Origin of the sequence: Citrifermentans bremense (genome assembly GCF_014218275.1) — a bacterium.
Classification (GTDB): domain Bacteria; phylum Desulfobacterota; class Desulfuromonadia; order Geobacterales; family Geobacteraceae; genus Geomonas; species Geomonas pelophila.
Map to the genome: position 1 here is coordinate 1,646,202 of NZ_AP023213.1, position 18,151 is coordinate 1,664,352.

The 18,151-nt window shown below is 58.1% G+C and carries 17 protein-coding genes; 5 read left to right on the forward strand and 12 right to left on the reverse strand.

Translation table 11 applies throughout. From position 1 onward, the window contains the following. Nucleotides 1-31 precede the first annotated feature (31 nt). From GEOBRER4_RS07225 to GEOBRER4_RS07255, 7 genes are all read right to left on the reverse strand, one after another. On the reverse strand, nt 32-2,383 hold the full coding sequence (locus GEOBRER4_RS07225; protein WP_185244833.1) for an endonuclease MutS2: 2,352 nt from the start codon (nt 2,381-2,383) through the stop codon (nt 32-34). Nucleotides 2,384-2,516: 133 nt separating this feature from the next. Next, nucleotides 2,517-3,704 (reverse strand): phospholipase D-like domain-containing protein, encoded by a 1,188-nt coding sequence (locus GEOBRER4_RS07230; protein ID WP_185244834.1) that lies wholly within the window; start codon nt 3,702-3,704, stop codon nt 2,517-2,519. Nucleotides 3,705-3,803: 99 nt separating this feature from the next. Continuing rightward, nucleotides 3,804-4,025: a NifU family protein gene (locus GEOBRER4_RS07235; RefSeq protein WP_085813200.1), complete on the reverse strand. Its 222-nt coding sequence runs from the start codon at nt 4,023-4,025 to the stop codon at nt 3,804-3,806. A 102-nt stretch (nt 4,026-4,127) separates the two neighbouring features. After that, the gene (locus tag GEOBRER4_RS07240) at nt 4,128-5,528 is read right to left on the reverse strand and encodes an aspartate ammonia-lyase (RefSeq protein WP_185244835.1); all 1,401 of its coding nucleotides are present in this window, start codon (nt 5,526-5,528) and stop codon (nt 4,128-4,130) included. Between the two features lie 27 nt (nt 5,529-5,555). Next, entirely contained in the window at nt 5,556-6,020 is a 465-nt protein-coding gene (locus tag GEOBRER4_RS07245; RefSeq protein ID WP_185244836.1) for a ferritin family protein, read from the reverse strand. A 100-nt stretch (nt 6,021-6,120) separates the two neighbouring features. Next, on the reverse strand, nt 6,121-6,753 hold the full coding sequence (locus GEOBRER4_RS07250; protein ID WP_226377920.1) for an HAD family hydrolase: 633 nt from the start codon (nt 6,751-6,753) through the stop codon (nt 6,121-6,123). Next, entirely contained in the window at nt 6,750-7,910 is a 1,161-nt protein-coding gene (locus tag GEOBRER4_RS07255) for a class I SAM-dependent methyltransferase (RefSeq protein WP_185244838.1), read from the reverse strand. The genes GEOBRER4_RS07250 and GEOBRER4_RS07255 overlap by 4 nt, the downstream gene beginning before the upstream one ends. 176 nt (nt 7,911-8,086) lie before the next feature. On the opposite strand from GEOBRER4_RS07255, the gene GEOBRER4_RS07260 reads away from it, so the two are divergent. The 5 genes from GEOBRER4_RS07260 to GEOBRER4_RS07280 all read left to right on the forward strand — a co-directional run bounded on the left by GEOBRER4_RS07260 (nt 8,087) and on the right by GEOBRER4_RS07280 (nt 13,204). After that, nucleotides 8,087-8,536 carry a DUF4830 domain-containing protein gene (locus GEOBRER4_RS07260; RefSeq protein WP_185244839.1) on the forward strand — a complete coding sequence of 150 codons (450 nt, stop codon included), beginning with the start codon at nt 8,087-8,089 and terminating at the stop codon, nt 8,534-8,536. Nucleotides 8,537-8,697: 161 nt separating this feature from the next. Then, nucleotides 8,698-9,417, forward strand: coding sequence for a lipid-binding SYLF domain-containing protein (locus tag GEOBRER4_RS07265; RefSeq protein WP_185244840.1), 720 nt, complete (start codon nt 8,698-8,700; stop codon nt 9,415-9,417). A gap of 671 nt (nt 9,418-10,088) precedes the next feature. Beyond that, on the forward strand, nt 10,089-10,601 hold the full coding sequence (locus tag GEOBRER4_RS07270; protein WP_185244841.1) for a lipocalin family protein: 513 nt from the start codon (nt 10,089-10,091) through the stop codon (nt 10,599-10,601). A 44-nt stretch (nt 10,602-10,645) separates the two neighbouring features. Next, nucleotides 10,646-11,713: a ribosome small subunit-dependent GTPase A gene (gene rsgA, locus GEOBRER4_RS07275; protein WP_185244842.1), complete on the forward strand. Its 1,068-nt coding sequence runs from the start codon at nt 10,646-10,648 to the stop codon at nt 11,711-11,713. Nucleotides 11,714-11,851: 138 nt separating this feature from the next. Beyond that, complete coding sequence (locus GEOBRER4_RS07280; RefSeq protein WP_185244843.1) at nt 11,852-13,204, forward strand: TAXI family TRAP transporter solute-binding subunit; 1,353 nt, start codon at nt 11,852-11,854, stop codon at nt 13,202-13,204. Between the two features lie 477 nt (nt 13,205-13,681). On the opposite strand, the gene GEOBRER4_RS20345 is transcribed toward GEOBRER4_RS07280, so the two are convergent. The 5 genes from GEOBRER4_RS20345 to GEOBRER4_RS07300 all read right to left on the reverse strand — a co-directional run bounded on the left by GEOBRER4_RS20345 (nt 13,682) and on the right by GEOBRER4_RS07300 (nt 18,143). Beyond that, on the reverse strand, nt 13,682-13,858 hold the full coding sequence (locus GEOBRER4_RS20345; RefSeq protein WP_404813888.1) for a WCX domain-containing protein: 177 nt from the start codon (nt 13,856-13,858) through the stop codon (nt 13,682-13,684). Nucleotides 13,859-13,917: 59 nt separating this feature from the next. Next, the gene (locus tag GEOBRER4_RS07285) at nt 13,918-14,832 is read right to left on the reverse strand and encodes a transporter (RefSeq protein ID WP_185244844.1); all 915 of its coding nucleotides are present in this window, start codon (nt 14,830-14,832) and stop codon (nt 13,918-13,920) included. Between the two features lie 66 nt (nt 14,833-14,898). Further along, nucleotides 14,899-15,651 carry a cytochrome c biogenesis CcdA family protein gene (locus GEOBRER4_RS07290; RefSeq protein WP_185244845.1) on the reverse strand — a complete coding sequence of 251 codons (753 nt, stop codon included), beginning with the start codon at nt 15,649-15,651 and terminating at the stop codon, nt 14,899-14,901. A 13-nt stretch (nt 15,652-15,664) separates the two neighbouring features. Further along, nucleotides 15,665-16,168, reverse strand: a complete 504-nt coding sequence (locus tag GEOBRER4_RS07295) for a TlpA disulfide reductase family protein (RefSeq protein ID WP_185244846.1) — start codon at nt 16,166-16,168, stop codon at nt 15,665-15,667. Between the two features lie 97 nt (nt 16,169-16,265). Then, complete coding sequence (locus GEOBRER4_RS07300; RefSeq protein ID WP_185244847.1) at nt 16,266-18,143, reverse strand: aryl-sulfate sulfotransferase; 1,878 nt, start codon at nt 18,141-18,143, stop codon at nt 16,266-16,268. Between the last annotated feature and the right edge of the window lie 8 nt (nt 18,144-18,151).

Sequence of the window (18,151 nt, forward strand, 5' to 3'; positions counted from 1 at the left end):
CCCCCTTTTGGAAAAGGGGATTTAGGGGGATTTAACGCAGGGTCACCACCGTCACCCCGTCACCCCCCTCGAACCGCTCGCCGGTGCGGAAGGAGGCTACCAGCGGATGGTCGGCCAGGTAGCTTCGCACCCCCTTCATCAGGGCGCCGGTACCCTTGCCGTGGACGATGCGCAGCTCCGAGATCCGGTCCAGCGCCGCGTGGTTCAAAAACGGTTCCAGGACACCGATCGCCTCCTCCACCCGCATACCCAAAAGGTTGATGGTGGAGGCGGGTTCCGCTTGCTCCTGCTCCTTGGCCTGCTGCTTCTCGCGGCGCTTCTGTACCTTCTTCGGCTCTTTGCCCTTGGGCTTTAGCAGAGAGGCGACCTGCACCTCCATCTCCATGCTCCCCGCGCGTACCCGCGCCTTCCCTGCGCGCGTATCGATGGCGAGGACGGTGGCGTCGCAGTTGAGCGGCTTGACGAAGAGGACGTCCCCGACAGCCACCTTTTCCGGATCCACGCTCTCCTCGGGGTGCAACTCCTCCAGCGCCTTTTCCACCTCGTTCGCCGCCTGGTCCAGCTTCTCCTTCGCCTCCCGCGTCTTGGCCTTCTCGCGCTTGGCCTCTTCCAAAAGGGCGGCAACGTCGCGCTTTGCCTTCCAGATGATCTGCTGCGCTTCCAGGTATCCCTTTTCCTTGGCGTCCTTCACCATTTGGGCCGCCTCCTCGCTTCTGTCCACCAGGTTGCGCTCGGCGCGGGCGACCTTTTCCTCCCTCTCCGCCATGTCCGCCAAGGCGCCCTCCAGTTGGGCCCTCTTCTCCTTCAGGTCGCGCAAAAGGGCGTGGAAATCGGCCTCCATGGTCCCGATCATACCCCGGGCGAAGCGCACCACGCGCTCGGGAAGCCCGTAGCGGCTGGCGATCTCGAGGGCGTGCGATTCGCCGGGTTCCCCGACCACCAGCCGGTAGAGCGGCGCCAGCTTGTCGCGGTCAAACGCCATGGCGGCGTTCACCATCCCCTGTTCGCGCTGCACGAAGCCGATGATCTCGGTCAGGTGCGTGGTGGCGACGACGAGCGCCCCCTGGTTCTGCAGCTCTTTCAGGACGGCGCAGGCGATGGCCGCCCCCTGGCCCGGCTCGGTGCCGGTTCCCAGCTCGTCCAGGAGCACCAGCGCGCCCTGGTCGGCCTCCTCGATGATGCTGGAGATCTTCGAGATGTGGGCGGAGAAGGTCGAGAGGCTCTCCTCTATCGACTGCTCGTCCCCGATGTCCACCAGTATGCTCCGCACCAGGGGGAGCACGGTGCCGGGAAGCGCAGGGACCGGCATGCCGCAAAGTGCCATGACGCTGAGAAGCCCGGCGCTCTTGATGGCGATGGTCTTGCCGCCGGTGTTGGGGCCGGTGACCACCATGACCCGGTTCTCTGCGGCAATCTCCAGGTCGAGGGGTACCACCTCCTTACCCAGCAGGGTGAGGATCGGGTGGCGCGCAGATTTCAGCAGTATGGCAGGGGTGGCCGAGATCACCGGGGTTTCGCACTTGAGCTTGTCGCTCAAGGCGGCGATGCAGTTGAGGATGTCCAGGCGCACCAGCGCCTCGAACTGCTCCTGGATCTGCTCGGCGTCCTCGCGGATCCAGTTGCAGATCTGCCTGACGATCCTGATCTCCTCGGCCCTCTCGTCGGCTACCAGGTTCTCCAGCTCGTTGGCAAGACCGATGATCTCCAAGGGCTCCATGAACGCGGTCTCGCCCGAGTTGGAGACGTCGTGCACGACGCCTGGAACCATTCCCTTCGAGTCCATGCGCACCGGGATGACCCAGCGACCGGACCTCTGGGTGATGAAGTCGTCCTGCAGGAAGATGGCGGTGTGGCGCTCGCGGACGATCTCCTCCAGCCTCTTCTTGATGCGGGCGGTGAGCCCTTTCTTGCGGCCGCGGATGTCCGCCAGGAGTCTCGACGCAGTGTCGAGGATCTCACCTTCCTCGTTGACCGTGTGCTCCAGCGGGTTCAAGAGGTCCGGGAAACCGGTGACGGAGCCCGCCTGCGAGAGAAGCAGCGGGATGTCGGTGCGAAAGCCAAGCTGCGCGGCGATGGCGCCCATCACCCGCAGCGTCGGGATGAAGCGCTGCAGCTCCAGCGGCGAGATGACGGCGCCGGTCGGGCGGACCGCTTTCACCTGCGGGGTGATGTCCTCGAACTCAGAGAGCTTTAGCGCTATGCCGAGCCGGGTGAGCTTGCGCACCTCTTCGACGAGCCCTAGGCGGAGCTCGATCTCCTGCCGCTCTGCCAGAGGTTTTAAGGATAGCGCCCCGAGGTGGGAGGCGTCGCAGTGTGCATAAGAGGCGACCGTATCGAGTATCTTGTCGAACTCCAGCCGCTTGAGTGTATCGGTACTGATCATCTAAATGACTCCGGGGGTAGCAAGGGTAGATTGAAACTGGGGCAAATTTACCCACCAAGCGTTGCACGAGACCTTACGTTCCCCCCTTTGCGAAGGGGGGACAGGGGGGATTTGCTTTTCCTGCTAATCAAAATTACAAAAACCAAGCTACTGGACTGAAAAGCCGCTCCAGTACGCGTACCGACCATCCGCGCTTTTCGTGCTCGTGCAGGACGATGCGGCGGGCGCCGGCCAGGTCGAATTCCAGCATCTGCTCAACCTGTGCGCCGAAATTCTGGCTGTCGACGACGACGTTCAACTCGTAGTTGCGGTGGAAGCTCCTGAGGTCCATGTTGGCGGAGCCGACCATGGTCCAGCTGCCATCTATGAGCAGCACCTTTGCATGCAAGACGGCGGAGTTCATCTCGCAGATCTCGATGCCGTTCTTCAGTAGCTGTGCGTAATAGGTCCTGCTGACCAGGCGCACCAGCGGGACGTCGCTTTTGTGAGGCAGGAGCAGCCGCACCCTCACGCCGCGCCCCGCCGCACGCAAAAGCGAGCGGATCACCCGGGGACCTGGGACGAAGTAGGGGTTCGCTATGGTGACGCTCTCGGAGGCGCCGGCTATGGCGACGCGGAAGGCGCTCCTGATGAAGCTCCGCTTGTGGTGCGGGCCGCCGTTGATCACCATGACCTTCGCGTCCCCGGCCACCTCCGGCCGCGGGCCGGGATCGCAGCCGGTGGGGGCGCTGCCGCACTCCCCTGTCCAGGTCTCCTGGAACAGCCTCAAAAGCTCCAGCCCCACATCCCCTTCGATGCGCAGGCCGACGTCGCGCCACTTGGTACGCTTCTTCCCGAGGCCCGAATAGACGTTGGCGATGTTCATGCCGCCGGTGAAGACGCACCAACCGTCGATGACCGCGAGCTTTCGATGGTCCCTCTTGTCGAACCAGGCGAGTCCTTTGCGGAAGGGGGGAGGGTTGAAGGCCCGGCAGCAGACCCCCCCCTTTGAAAGCCTCTTGAAGAAGGCGGCGGGGGTGTCGAAACAGCCGATGTAGTCGTACAAAAGGTAAACCCGCACCCCCCGGGCCGCCGCGGCCAGGAGCGCCTCCGCCATCAGGCGGCCGGTCTCGTCGTCGGCAACGGTGTAAAACTCAAGACAGATGCTGGTCGTGGCCTTGGGGATCGCGTCGAAGAGGGCGGGAAAAAAGTCTGAGCCGTAACGATACAGCGTGGCGCGGTTGCCACCAAAGGAAACAGCCTCCGTGTTCCTCCTGAAGAAGTCGAAGAACTTCTTCGTTTGGAACAGCAACTGCTTTCTTTTTCGCCGGATGCTGGTCATCGTTAGCGAGCCTGCCTTTCCTATAAGCGAAGAAGCGCGGAAATAACGTCGATGGCATTACTTCCGCGCTTCAGGTATTGCGGCTAAGAAGTCGCTCTGTTAGACGGCGACTACTTCCTTGATGCCGGGAACCTTGTCTTTGATGGTTCTTTCGATCCCCATCTTGAGAGTCATGGTGGACATGGGGCAGTGGCCGCAAGCACCGACGAGGCGCACTTTGACAATGCCGTCTTCCGTAACTTCAACAAGTTCCACGTCGCCGCCGTCTGCCTGCAGTGCGGGACGGATTTGTTCCAGAATTGCTTTTACTTCTTCGGTCATTTACTCCTCCAATTGGTCTGGGTTAGCAACAGGAACGAGTTTATAGGATTTTTTCGCGAAATGCAAAGAAAGGTGTGTCTAATACTCCCTCCCCCAGCGAACTCAACCCTTGCCGTGTACGCCCGGTGTGGTGAGCGGGAAGGGCGCCAGTACCTGGTCCAGTTCCGCCTCGGTCAGTATGCCGCGCTCAAGTATCACCTGTCTGATGCTCTTGCCGCTTTTGGCCGACTCCTTGGCGACCTCGGCCGCCGCAGCGTAGCCGATGCTGGGCGCGAGCACGGTGGCAAGCCCAACCGACTGGTCCAGGTAGTTGCGGCAGCGTTCCTCGTTGGCGCTGATGCCGGCGACGCATAAGGTGGTGAACTGATGCACCACGTTCTTCAGTATCTCCAGTGAGAAGAGCGTGTTGAAGGCGATCACCGGCATCATCACGTTCAGCTCCAACTGCCCCGCTTGCGCAGCCATGGCGACGGTCAGGTCCGCGCCGACCACCTGGAAGCAGACCATGGTTGTCACCTCCGGCATGACCGGGTTCACCTTCCCCGGCATGATGGAGGAGCCGGGCTGCATCGCCGGGAGGTTGATCTCGCCCAAGCCGGTCCTTGGCCCCGAGGAGAGAAGCCTTAAGTCGTTGGCGATCCGGATCAGGTTGAGAGCGGTTCCCTTCAGGGCGGAGCTGAGCGCGACGAATGGGTCCATGTTCTGCATCCGCTCGACCAGGTTCCCGCCACGGCTGACCTCCTGCCCGGTCTCGCGGGCGAGCCCCAGCACGATTTCGTCGATGAAGGCCTCCTCCGCATTCAAACCGGTGCCGACCGCCGTCCCGCCGATGCCCAGCTCCCTCAGGGCGGGAAGGGCCCGCTCGATGCCGGCGCGGTTGTTCGCTATGGCCTTGCCATAGGCGGCGAACTCCTGCCCCAGGCGGATGGGGACCGCGTCCTGCAAATGCGTGCGCCCGGACTTGAGTATCCCGTCGAACTCCTTACCCTTCTGCTCAAAGGCAGCGGAAAGGGCGGAAAGTTCCGTCATCGTCTGCTCGGCCAGTTCCAGCGCGGCAAGCCGCATCGCCGTCGGGAAGACGTCGTTGGTGGACTGGGCCATGTTGACGTGGTCGTTGGGGTTGACCCGCGAGTAGTCGCCGGGCTTGCTGCCCAGGATCTCAGCGGCGCGGTTTGCCAGCACTTCGTTCACGTTCATGTTGTGCGAGGTCCCGGCGCCGGCCTGGAAGGGGTCGACCACGAACTGGTCGGCGAACGCCCCGGAAAGGACCTCGTCTGCCGCCTTTACGATGGCGCCTCCCAACTCGGCGTCGAGCCTGCCGGTCGCCATGTTCGCCCGTGCGGCGCACTTCTTTATCCTCACCGTGGACCGGACCAGCGCGCGGTGCGGCTTCAGGCCGGAAATGGGGAAGTTGGCGACGGCCCTCTGGGTCTGGGCCCCGTAATAAGCCCCCTCCGGCACCTCTACCACTCCCATGGTGTCTTTTTCGAGTCGTGTTGCCATGTCTGCTCCTTATTTGGGGAGAGGCGGCTAGCTGAAACGCCCTTCCAGAAAATTCAGCTTCTCGGAGATCACACGCAGGTGCTCTTCCTCCTCGCGGCGCAGGGCCTCCACCATCGTTCTGCCGACGGGGTCGGTGGTCTTGCCCAGCAAATCATCGAAGTAGTCGATCCCTTTCTGCTCGATTTCCAGGGCCAGGCGCAGCGCCTCGACGTCCCCGGTCTCGAAACCTACTGGGGGCTCTCCGCCAGGGGGGGCAAGTTCGATGGTTGAGCCTGCGTAAAAGACCCAGCTTCCGCCAGCGTCAAGAGCCTTGTAGATTTCGGCGAGCTTCAGGTAATGAGTCTCCTCGCTGTCGGCGAGCCACCTGAAGATCCTTCTGCCTTCGGGATTGAAAGTCTTGTGTGCCGCGTCTACATAGAAGTCGAACGTTTCCTTCTCCATCTCCATCCCGAGCATCAGTGCATCCAGCATAGACTTTCTACTTTCACTCATAGCGTCTTCTTCCTTTCGCCTTTTTGAGTTCTTGCCGAACGCGCAAAAGAGACACTGCCGGCATCACGTGTCAAGTATTCTAGCTGACGCGGTTTGCCAGTCAATGAGCCAATTGTTCGAGCGTCAGCAGTTCTTCAACTGTTTTGGTTTCGAAGACAGGGCAGCCGATGGATTTGGGAACGGAAAGGTCGACTTCATAGCGGTCGCCGACGAAGAGAGCTTCGGCAGGTTTAGCGTCGATCTTGGTGAGAATGTCGGTGATGAGTTTCGGGTCCGGCTTGGGAAGCCAGTAATCTTCAATGGTGAAGATATCCCGGAAAAGGCCGGTGACGCCCAGCTGGGCCATGATGCGCCCGGAGAGGTCACGGTTGTTGTTGGTATAGAGGTAGAGTTGGAAGCGGGTAGCCAAAAGCTTCAGTAGCTTTGGCACCCGCTCGTCCTTTTTCAGCAATTCTTCCGGATGTATATCGAGCGCGAACCTGCGGTGCATCTCGGGGAGGTTCCCCCCGAGCGCCACCACGGCTCGGCTCAGGGTGCCGCCGTCTCCGCTCTTGGCGCGGGCACGCTGCAGCATCGCCTCGGCCTCGGCCATCCCTACCTGCCGTAGCGCTGCCACGTAGCGGATAGCACTCTGGCTCACCTCTTCGCCCAGCCGGTCGTCCCGGTAGAGGGTCCCGTCCAGGTCGAAGACGATCGCCTTCAGGCTCTCCGGGCGCGGGAGCGGCGAGGTCACAGCCCCATCCCCCATTTCCTCATGCAGAGAAGCTGCGGGTTGTCGACCCCCTTGGACTGGATCAGCACCTTGAAGGTATCGCCCATCCCACCTTCGGGAAGCATCAGCTTCTTGAGTGCCAGCCGGTGCTTGAGGCTTTCCTGCTCGTCTTTCGCCTGCGCCTCCAGCCTGATCAGCTCCTCCATGAGCCCCGCGGAGAGAAGGAAGCGGTACTGCTCTCCGTACCACGCCTTCTTGAGCCCCGCCTCCTCGCCGTCGACGATGAGCTGGCTGAAATTGATGTGGGTCGTGATGTCCTGCTCACCCACCAGCTGGTAGGGGTTCTCGTTGGTGGAGTGCTTGTAGTAGCAAAGGAGCGTCCCGTTTCTTCGTTGCGGCGCGTACAGTTCCCCCGCGAGGTAGCCGTAGTCGATGGTGAGCACGAAGCCGCGGGTGAGCGTGGCCGCCGCCTGGGCGATCCAGCCGGAGGCTGCGAGGTTGATCTCCGCGCGCTGCCCCGGCAAAAGCGCTACATCGTACTTGCGCAGGTACTTTTCCAGTTCCGGGGTGGACGGTGGGAGCAGCCTCTCGACGAAGCCCTTGTCGTTGGCGGATACGTAGACTTCCCGCAGACCCGCCTCGGTCAGCTCCACGATGTGCACCGGCATGGCGTCGAACAGTTCGTTGGAGATGATGCAGCCGGTGAAGGAGAGCGTGCCTGCTGCGAGTTCGTCTGGGGAACTCCAGGCGAGCCTGTCGGCGTGGTGCGACAGGCGCGCGGCCTGGGCCTGCTGCAGGGAAGGTTCTTTCTCTATGAGGCGATAGGTGAGGGCGCGGTAGAACTCAGGCCTTTCCTCGCTGATGCCGTCCAGTATGTCCTGCGCCAGTTGGCCCCCGCCCGCGCCCGCCTCGGCGATGGTGAAAGAGGCGGGGGAGTCGAGCTGTTCCCAGAAGCGGCAGATCTCGCGGGCGATGAGCCGTCCGAAAGCGCTGTGGACGTTCATGCTGGTGTAGAAGTCCCCCTCAGCGCCGACCTTGCGGCCTGCCGAGGTGTAGTATCCGAGGCCCGGCTCGTACAGAGCCGCGTCCATGAAGGAAGCGAAGGTGATGTCCCCGCTGGTGCGGATGCGGTTGAGGATGATTTCGGCAAGTTTCGTAGTTGCAGCGCCATCGGCCATTGAGAGCCCTCCTGAAGCACACTTTTATATACGGAACGTCAATTCTTGTCAACGAATGCGCCCCCATTCGCCTTTGACAATGATAAGAGATGTCTATATATTGCGGGCTAATTTTAGGGCTTAGCTGGTCTGGTAGGTGCTGTCCCGCCATGTGAAACATACAACGGAGCGTCCGGATGAAAATGTCTTGGTTTATTTCTCTGTTCGTCGCGGTCATCCTGCTTTTTGGCCCCTCTTCCTCTTTCTCATCAACAAGTGGGCCAATCGGGCTTGATATAATTCAAAAATACAATTTGCATATCGTAGGCACGTCCAGCACACAGGAAATCTTCCTACCACAAAAACTGAGCGGTCCAAACTGGGGGCTCAAACAGTCTGTGTTGAAAAGGGCCGGTTTTGACTTGTCACCATATGCTGGGTCAAAGGTGTTACTTCTTAGATACGACCTTGTGGAAAAATATTATCAAACAAGTAATTTCGGGACTGGAACTTACGATATATCGCTTTGGATAGTAGCTCAAGGACACAAAGCTATAGGCGCATATGTGACTTGCAGATGGTCTGATGGCCTCATTCCCGGAGTGTTTGCTGTCAATGACCCTGGCATAAGGTTACTGAAGAATTAGGCTGCCCTACAGGGCAGGTCTAGAATCTCAACAAGCAACAAGATTTAACCCTCAGGCTTCGTGCGGCAACATAGACGTCCCCTTCGGCCTCGGAGACTATAGATTGCCGACATCCGCCCTACACCCCAAGACCGTAGAATATCTCAATCAAAGGAATCGTAATGCTAAAAGGTGGAAGCCGGATTGTTAAGAATGGGTTGCTTTTTCTGATTCTGGTGCTTTTTACCGGTTGTGCCACCAGCAGAATATCCGGAGTAGATATGGCAACCCGGGATGTCGCAGCTATTGAACGTATTTCAAGCAATCGTGGTCTCTCCGAATTGTCTGACATTGAAGGTGTCGCTCTTCTGTCGCTTGTCAATGGTGGAATGGGTGGGTTCGGCGCCACCGGCTGGTCTGCCTCGGTCTTCGTGAAAGATCCTGTCAAAAAGGAATTCGGTCCCCCCTCTTTTTTAAATGCTGCCGGTGTTACCGTCGGATTGGGCTATCTCGGAGTAAACAATGCTGATTGCCTTCTTCTTTTCAGAAAGCGTGAAGATGCCGTAGGCTTTGCAAAGAAATCGATTAATTTTAACTTCAGTAATGAGGCGAGTTTTCTGGTCTGGGGGCGAAAACAAATGACCATTTCAGATGCCGAGAGCTTCTCTGATGGAGCTGGCTTATCATTCGGATTGATCGGACTAGAATTATTACTCGGCTGGCGGCGTGATTCTCTCCACGAGGAAATGTATCAACAAGGAGCAACAGTTGACACAATTCTTTCCGGTGAAGTTGCTATACCGGATGAGCTTAAACCTGCATTGGCAAAATTAAATCTACTGATGAAAAAGGCGCAAACAATTCAGAACGCGACGGGCGTATCAGATCATCTAGCTTTATAAGTGGCTTGAGCAAGGGTGATGAGGGACGTCGTTAAGTCCAGCAAGCCCGATCTTTGCGCCATCATCTACGTCTATAAACGCTCTACCCTCCTGAGGCAGAGAACCAACCAGAGAGGTGGAGGCAGAAGGCTCAGCCGCCGCTCACGCTGAAGTCGGTTAGGATGGCAAGCCTTAGGGGTAATTGTCGGAGAGGCAGTAATAGGGGCCTACGGGATTCTTCTGATAATGAAAAGCAAGCGTGACACCTAATGAGGAGATGGGACATAGGTCACTTCTGTAACTTATGAATGTGATGTGAAACGCAAAGTAGTTCAGCGAGGAAGTTGAACACTCTTATATATGAGACGAATTCCATGTTGGTAAGGATTCAAAGATGCTCGGACCACTGAAAGCATTTGCATTTATATTCAGCTTTATGGTTGTTGGAACCATACTTAGTGAAGTTTCGTACAAAAGAAAGCCACTAGGCGAAGTAATAGCAAATTGGCGCGCGCTTTTGTTGAAGATAGTTTTGGGATTCCTAGTTCTGATGGTATCGAGCTTCTTTTACTGGAAGGTGTAGCAACATTGAAGGTCAACAGGTGGAAGATTGGCGGGAAAAAGAACTTTCGGACATTATGCTGAAGGCGCCGTGAAGCCGCTGCGGACAAGGAAACGGAGGGGACATCGATATGAAAAAGCTATCGCTATTATTATCTTTGCTCTTCACGGGTTGCGTGGGAATACCTGAAAATGTGAAACCTGTTAATAATTTCGATGTTCACAGGTATCTGGGGAAGTGGTATGAAATTGCTCGTCTGGATCATTCCTTTGAACGTGGCCTGACACGGGTCTCCGCTGAATATACGCTGCGGGAGGATGGCGGGCTGAATGTGGTAAACCGCGGCTATTCAGCTGAGAAGAACAAGTGGAAGGAAGCCGTTGGTAAGGCGTATTTTGTCGAAGAGCCGAGCAAAGGTTACCTGAAGGTATCTTTCTTCGGACCTTTTTACGGTTCGTATGTGATCATGGATCTCGACCACGACAACTACCAATATTCTCTCGTCTGCGGCCCCGACAAGTCGTACTTATGGATTCTGTCGAGAACTCCTGCAATGCAGACAGAGGTAAAAGACCGATTGGTTGCAAAGGCTGCGGCACTTGGCTTTGACCCGAGCAAGTTAATCTATGTTACACAAGACTGATCTCTCCTGTTTCGATCTCGTTTGTCTCAGGGAGGCTGAAATTCATGAATAAGCACATCGAATTGAATCAACTGGGCTGGAGCGACTGGTTCGAGGAGCAGGCGAAAGACATGGCCGTGGGCAGTATCGCCCGCGTTGCGGCTGTGGATCGAGACCAGTTGTTGCTTGTGAATGAGTCGCATACTTTCCGGGGGAAAGTGGCAGGGAGTTATCTGCACCGCCATCACCTCTCCCATGAGCTCCCCTGTGTGGGCGATTGGGTCTGCCTGGAGAAGGCGCCGGGTGACGACGTGGCCTTGGTCCGCTCCCTTTTGGAGCGAAGGACGCTGCTGCGCAGAAAGTCCGCCGGAATCAGCATCGAATACCAAATGATAGCTGCCAACCTGGACTATGTGGTGATCGTCCAGTCGTGCCACTTCGATTTCAATGTGAACCGATTGGAGCGCTACCTCGTAATGGTGCTGGATGGCGGGGCTGAGCCATGCATTCTGCTCACAAAGACGGACCTGGTTGATCCTGCTGTCGTCGCCGAGCAGATCGGCGAAATACGCTCTGCCGGTATCACCGCGCCGATACTCACGCTGAGCAATATTACGCGGGAGGGAGTGGATGAGCTGACCCGACTGTTGCTCCCCGGGAAGACCTATTGCTTCGTTGGCTCGTCGGGCGTTGGCAAGAGCACGCTGATCAACCAGTTGATCGGAAATGAAAAGCTGGAAACGAAGGCCGTCAGCGGAAGCGGGGAAGGGCGGCATACCACGGTACGGCGGGAGCTGATACGCCTGGAGTCTGGTGCTCTCGTGATCGACAACCCGGGGATGCGCGAGTTCGGCATCATGGGAGCGGCGGAAGGGTTGGAGGGGAGCCATTCCGACATCGCTGCCCTGTCATCCAACTGCCGTTTTCGGGATTGCACTCATACCGGCGAGCCCGGTTGCGCTGTCGTCGAGGCCGTGCAGTCCGGCGCACTAAGCAGGGAGCACCTGGAGAACTACCTGAAGCTCACCGAAGAGTCCGAATTCCACCAGATGTCGTACGCGGAAAAGAGAAAGAAGGATAAGGACTTCGGCAAGTTCGTCAAGTCGGTAAAAAAGGACTTAAAGTTAAAGTAGGTATATCGCAAAAGGCGTTGCACACGGATCAAATCGGAAACATCTACGGATAAACTCGGATAAACCTTAAGCATAAAAATCTGCCTTTATCCGTGTGCTTTTTGCTTTTCCGTGTGCGTTAAGAAAGGTTTGTTTTCTATGAAGGAGAACATCAAGATATTGTCAGCCATGAGGCCCTTTGCTCGCTTCACTCGCGTTTCACTGCGGGACCTCGTCTTTACCGTGCTCCCGGTACTGCTGGTGACCGCCCTCGGCATCTGCGCCGCCTACTGGTTCATGCGCCCGGCGCCGCCCAACACTCTCACCATTACGACCGGGCCGAAAGGGAGCACCTTCCAGCTCAACGCGGAAAAATACAAAAAAGCCCTGGCAAAGAAAGGGATCAAGCTCGTCATCCTGCCTTCCAATGGCTCTGTGGAGAACCTGAACCGATTGCTCAACCCGTCCTCCAAGGTAGACGTCGGCTTCGTCCAGGGAGGGCTTGCCAAGGGGAGGGAGATCGACCGGCTCGTCTCCCTTGGCAGTGTCTTCAATGAACCTCTCGCTCTTTTTTACAGCGCCAAGAAGCCCATCACCCTTATCTCGGAACTTGCAGGAAAGCGGCTGGCCATAGGCCCGGAAGGGAGCGGCACCCGGGCCGTTGCCATGGAACTTCTCAAGGCGAACGGTATAGACGCCAGCAACTCGACGCTCCTCGATATCAGCGGGGAAGCAGCTACCTGGGCCCTTATCGATGGAAAGGCCGACGCTGCTTTTCTCATGGGGGATTCCGCGACTCCCGGCGACATGCGGAGCCTCATCTGGAGTCCGGGTGTCCATCTCTTCAACTTCGTTCAAGCTGAGGCCTACTCGCGCCGCTACCAATACCTGAACCAATTGGTCATCCCGATGGGTGCCTTGGATTTCGGCAGGAACGTCCCCGCATCCGACGTTCACCTGGTGGCGCCGACCGTCGATCTCGTGGCGCGCGACACCCTCCATCCAGCGCTTTCCGACCTTTTGATCGAGGCCGCCAGGGAGGTTCACGGCCGGGCTACGCTGCTGCAGCGGGCAGGGGAATTCCCCGCCCCGGTGGAGCACGAGTATCGCCTCAGCGAGGACGCGGTAAGGTACTACACCTCCGGCAAGAAGTTTCTTTACCGTTATCTTCCCTTCTGGCTGGCGACGCTCGTGGACCGGTTCCTCGTGGTGTTCGTCCCGATCGTCGTGCTGCTCATACCCGGCCTGAAGCTTGTGCCCGCGCTCTACAACTGGCGGGTCAGATCGCGCATCTACCGCTGGTACGGCAACCTGATCGCGCTGGAGAGAACCCTTCTATCTCAGCACACGGCCGAGGAGCGGGAGGAAACCCTCAAGCGGCTCGATGAGATCGAAGCAGAGGTGAACAAGATGAAGATACCGCTGTCGTTCGCAGACCAGTTTTACGTGCTGCGCGATCACATCGCGTTCGTCAGAGAGCGGTACACGAAAGGGGAGGGGGGACCCCTTTAAAGTCAAGTGCATCGCACGCGGATTGCGCGGATAAAACGGATAACTGCCGGATACCCATAAAACCATCCGGGCTTCTTGCCCCAATGCCCCATTCTCCAAGTCCCTCCAAAGCGCCTTTTCTGAAAACTTGCCACTTCTTTTGAAGAACTCCCCACTTCTTTTGGAGAACTTGCCACTTCTTTTGGAAAACTTGCCACTTCTTTTGGAGAACTTGCCACTTCTTTCGAAGAACTTGCCACTTCTTTCGAAGAACTTGCCACTTCTTTGGAAGACTTGGGCAAGTTCTCTGAACACTTGGGCAAGTGAGCTGAAGACTTGGCTAATATTTTTGAAACATGGCCTATTTTTTAATAAACTTCACCCTTTAGGAGGGGCGTGTAAAGGATTTTGTGTGAATGACTAGGTGGGGACCGTCAAGCAACGAATAGGAAATGCAGAGGCTTTGGCGACGGAGAAGTCTTGATATAGATAGGAGCCCTACGTGCTTTGGTAAAGCCGGGAGGTATCTTCTACCAGGCGGGTCAGTTCCTCGCGCAGTTCGCGGGGGGAGAGGAGTTGAGCGTGGGCGCCGTGGGAGAGGAGCCAGGAGAAGAGAATGTTATCTTCACGCAGGGTAGGTTTGGGAAGCCTGGTAGGGGACTTCCATGCGATGATTCAATCTCGGGCGAATGAAGCCCCAAACTAATTAACGCATGGACGTCCCCTGATCCAGGTTACATGATGTCGAAGGTTTTGCTCAGTTTCAACTCGATCCGGAAGCCTTCCGAAGGTGTATTTGCCTCGAACGAGCGGGCAAAGGGGAACATGGCCGCCAAGCCAGCCGCAAACCCTGCCGGCTTATACTTGAATGCCACCTTAGGCCCGGCATACCATTCGTTCTTCGAATCGTTCTGGCTTACGCCGTTTTTCTCACTCTCGTCATTCCAGTCGAACTGCGATTCAGCACCCATGTCGAAGTAATTGTTCACGGCGTAGCCCCAGGCTGTGGTGCTCCGGATATACATCGGCTTGCGGTAGTCATGAGACCCTTCGGTAAAGGTGTACACGTGGATCTCCTGGTCAAGGCGGTGGGAGCCGGTCGAGTAGGTAACACCAACGGCGCCGCCGGCGCCCCAGGCACCGTTGCCGACGAAATCGACGCTTTTGCTGCTGACATCCGTAGTGGGCACCACCAGGCCGACGTCCACCGCCAGGTCGAGGGGAGCACCCTTAGCCTGTTTAAGGAGCACCTTGTGCAGTGCAATGGCCGTGTCGCCGATCCAGCCCAGATGCTGACCTTCGCCGGTGGCCCGGTTTTTTTTGTAAACATCGTAGATCGGGGTCGCCGTGCGTACGTCGAGACCTTCGGTGATGCCGTAGCGGAACTTCATCACGCCGACGTTTTTCGTCAGTTTGACCGCATCGCTTACTTCACTGCCTCCCTTGCGGATGCCGTCCGTCTCACAGTACTGGTAATTGAGAAGTACACCAAGCTTTCCCACCGGGAATCCCGTCCCGGCCGGTCCGAAAGCGGAGATGGCAGGCCCGAAGGGCTGAGGAACGGCAGGGGCGTCAGCACCCCAGGAAAGGCCGGCGCAGGTGCAAAGTGCCGCTAAGGTAAGCGGTATGATGCGCTTGCTGAGTTTCATAACGTGCTCCTTTTTTCTGTGCGGCAGCGTATGTCTGCCTTATTGCGGTGAATCCTGTGGGGTGAATCAGTCCCCCGCCGGGAGCAGCCGGTAGAGGAATGTAGTCAAGTCGTTGAACAAGCCGAAAAAGAGGAGTATGCCTACGCCCATCAGCAGGAAGCCGGTAAAGAACTCCATCTTCCTGATGTGCGATTTGAAGCGTTTGAAAAAATCGAGAAAACTGTGAAACAGCAGTCCGGAGACGATGAAAGGTATTCCAAGCCCGGCAGCATAACAGCCCAGCAGCAGCATGCTCTTTGCCGTCGACCCCGAGGTGCCGGCCGCCATGGCGAGGATCGCCCCGAGTATGGGGCCGATGCAGGGGGTCCAGCCGGCGGCAAAGGCGATTCCGATCAGGAACGTCCCAGCGAGCCCTCCCGGCTTGTTCTGGATCTGCACCCGTTTATCCCCCATCAGGACACCGAAGTGGAAAACTCCTGACATGTGGATCCCGAAGAGGAAGATCAGCAGTCCTCCAGCCCGCTGCAGCCAGACAAGCCCGTCTTTCATGACCGTCTGGAAGGTGGAGGAGGCGACCCCGGCAAGAGCCCCCATGCCGATGAAGACCGCGGAGAACCCGAGCACGAAGGTGACCGAGTGGATGAGGACGGTCAGGCGCACCTTCCTGGCCGGATGGGCTTCCTGCAACTGCCCGAAGGAGAGTCCCGTTATGTAGGTGATGTAGGAGGGGATCAGCGGCAATACACAGGGGGAAAAGAAGGAGAGAAAGCCAGCCGAGAAAGCGATCCAGAAGGTTAGGTCGGAGCCGAAGAAGGTCATGGCGGTCCCTCCGCTACAGCAACTTCAGGTAGCTGACGACCTGGGGCGAATCCCATGCGATCCCGCCGGTCACCCGTTGCCGCAGCACACCCTTGCGGTCGACGATGAAGGTGTCTGGCAGGCGGTTTGCCCCGTACCTCTGCTGTACTAATCCGTTCGCGTCGCTTAGAAAAACGAAGGTGAAGGGGAGCTTGCGAAATCTTTCCGGGACCCTTTTCTCGACGTTCACCGCGACGACCACCAGGTCCCCCTTGGGGAAGGACTTGACCAGCCGGTCCATGGAAGGCATCTCCTCGCGGCAGTAGGGGCACCAGGAAGCCCAGAAGTTCACGAGGACGATCTTGCCGCGGTACTGGGCTAGGCTTTTGCCTTCGCCGGCGAGGGTGGGAAGCCTGAAGTCAGGGGCCGGTGCGTCGATCCGGACGGAGGCGTCATCCTGGGCCTTGCCCGGCGCCGACACGGCGAGCGCCGCCAAGGTCAAAAGGCAGGCACAGATGTAGCGGACCAATCTTTTCATGATGACAACCTCTCTGATGCAGTTTCCAGTGCCGTGGAGCCGGGTGGCGCCTCAGGCTGAAGGAGATCCTTCAACCTGAGGCGTTTTTGCAGGATGGTTACTTGGTGAAGGCCTTGTCCACGCTGAACGGCATGGCCTGGTAGCCGGTCGTGTCCTTCAGCTGGATCTCAACCGCAGGCTCTTTGGAACCATAGTTGAACTCCATGATGTACGGGTTCGGGTCGCTCTTGAACGCGCCGGTGGTGATGTCGAAATCTGCGCCGGCCGTTGCCGAGTAGACGAACACGGAGTCCTTGTCGGTCTGGTATTCGGTAAGCGAGGTAACCGGGCTGTACCAGCCGTTGCCGCGCTCTTTGCCGAACTCCCAGACCTGCTCGATGGTCATCTTCTTCTGGTCGATCTTGTAGATGACGGCGCGCGAGTACTTCATGCTCGGCAGGGCCGGCTGCTCCATGCCGCGGCTGTCGCCGTTGTCGAAGACGCTCAGGTAGAGGACGTCACCCTTGGACTTGCTGTCGATCTTGAACGCGGTGTGCTGCGTCCAGGTCCAGTCGAAACCACCCTCGTCGTTCTCGTAACCGGGGCACTTGGAGCCGCCGGCCTCACATACGATCTTGTTACCTTTGGAGTCCACCGGGGTCAGGAACTTGCCCAGGTATTCCTTCTTCCACCCTTCCGGGCTTCCCAGGATCCACTTCACCTGCTTGTCCCGGCCGATCTTGACGACCGCCGACTGGTGGCGGGAGCTGATGATGATGGAATCGTCCTCGGCGTCATGGTCGACGCTGTTCACGTGCGCCCAGTTCCGGCCCGGTCCGACGCCGACGATGTCGCCGAACTTGTCGCTTGCGTCCTGCTTGGCGAGCTCCTCGGCGGTCATGGTGTGGCCAGCCTTGCTGGCGTCGATGTTGAGGCACACAGCCCCCTGGTCGAGAACCTTCATGTTGACGTCGCGATACGGGTCGAGGATGTCGAAGAGGCGCCACTCGTCCTTGACCAGGCCGGTGCTAGGCTCGACCTCGATGATCACGTCGCGCACGGTGCGGACGTTTCTGCCGTCGGCACGCTTCAGGTTGGAGCTCGCCACGCGGAGGAAGTAGTTGCCGTTGGGGGAGTTGTCCATGGAGTGGGAGAAGTCGTTGTAGCCTGCCGGAAGCTCGCGGTTGAAGACTTCCTTGCCCAGGATGTCGTACTTCACGTAGCGCTGGCCGAAGCCCCAGCTCATGGCGCCGTCGTTGTTCTGTTTGAAGCCCATCATGACGCCGGCTTTGTAGATCGACTTCAGGTCGTAGATGGTGTCGACTTTCATGTACCAGCGGACTTCGCCCTTGGTGTCGACGATGAAGTTCTGCGGGTAGTAGTTCCATTCGAGGGCGCCGCCGGTCGGGTTGTTCCAGACTGCCCTAGTCCCCTTGCCCGCCTTGTGCAGGAAGTTGTTCACGAAATAGAGCCGGTCGCCGAATTTCTTGTCGACCTTCTTGACTTCAGCCCCGGAGAAGAGGGCGGCCTTCAGCGTCTTGGTGGCGTTGGGCTCGGAGTACACCGGGGGTGCGTAGAGGGTATAGCTTTCCTTGGCCTGTTCCCACTTGCCGTTGAAGAGCTTCGAGTATTCGACTTCGACCGTGTTGACGTAGTCCGCGTAAAGGCCGAAGACCGGGATGCCGCCGTGGGTCAGAAGATGCTTGTTGGCGACCTGATATTTGATTTCCTGCCCGTCCTTTTTAGGGACGATCCGTACCGTGACGTCCTTGAGGACGTAGCCGCCGTTTTTGATGACCGCGGTCAGGGGGGCTAGGTCGTAGGGGTTCATGACGACCTCGCCGAGTTTCCCCTGGACCTGGTAGTCGACATGTGCGCCGCTCGCGCCGCCTATGGCCAGTGCCATGGTTGGGACTGCAGCTCCGAGCATGGCCGAGCACAACACCAGCCGCGCCACTCTTCCGGTTTTCACCAATGCTGCTTTTCGACAGTTCATACTGTTCT

Coding starts and splice junctions, on each gene's coding strand:
- GEOBRER4_RS07235 (WP_085813200.1), bottom strand. CDS start 4,025: ATGACCGAAGAAGTAAAAGCAATTCTGGAACAAATCCGTCCCGCACTG.
- GEOBRER4_RS07300 (WP_185244847.1), bottom strand. CDS start 18,143: ATGAACTGTCGAAAAGCAGCATTGGTGAAAACCGGAAGAGTGGCGCGG.
- GEOBRER4_RS07280 (WP_185244843.1), top strand. CDS start 11,852: ATGAAGGAGAACATCAAGATATTGTCAGCCATGAGGCCCTTTGCTCGC.
- GEOBRER4_RS07245 (WP_185244836.1), bottom strand. CDS start 6,020: ATGAGTGAAAGTAGAAAGTCTATGCTGGATGCACTGATGCTCGGGATG.
- GEOBRER4_RS07285 (WP_185244844.1), bottom strand. CDS start 14,832: ATGAAACTCAGCAAGCGCATCATACCGCTTACCTTAGCGGCACTTTGC.
- GEOBRER4_RS07270 (WP_185244841.1), top strand. CDS start 10,089: ATGAAAAAGCTATCGCTATTATTATCTTTGCTCTTCACGGGTTGCGTG.
- GEOBRER4_RS07255 (WP_185244838.1), bottom strand. CDS start 7,910: ATGGCCGATGGCGCTGCAACTACGAAACTTGCCGAAATCATCCTCAAC.
- GEOBRER4_RS07260 (WP_185244839.1), top strand. CDS start 8,087: ATGAAAATGTCTTGGTTTATTTCTCTGTTCGTCGCGGTCATCCTGCTT.
- GEOBRER4_RS07295 (WP_185244846.1), bottom strand. CDS start 16,168: ATGAAAAGATTGGTCCGCTACATCTGTGCCTGCCTTTTGACCTTGGCG.
- GEOBRER4_RS07265 (WP_185244840.1), top strand. CDS start 8,698: ATGCTAAAAGGTGGAAGCCGGATTGTTAAGAATGGGTTGCTTTTTCTG.
- GEOBRER4_RS07240 (WP_185244835.1), bottom strand. CDS start 5,528: ATGGCAACACGACTCGAAAAAGACACCATGGGAGTGGTAGAGGTGCCG.
- GEOBRER4_RS07230 (WP_185244834.1), bottom strand. CDS start 3,704: ATGACCAGCATCCGGCGAAAAAGAAAGCAGTTGCTGTTCCAAACGAAG.
- GEOBRER4_RS07225 (WP_185244833.1), bottom strand. CDS start 2,383: ATGATCAGTACCGATACACTCAAGCGGCTGGAGTTCGACAAGATACTC.
- GEOBRER4_RS07290 (WP_185244845.1), bottom strand. CDS start 15,651: ATGACCTTCTTCGGCTCCGACCTAACCTTCTGGATCGCTTTCTCGGCT.
- rsgA (WP_185244842.1), top strand. CDS start 10,646: ATGAATAAGCACATCGAATTGAATCAACTGGGCTGGAGCGACTGGTTC.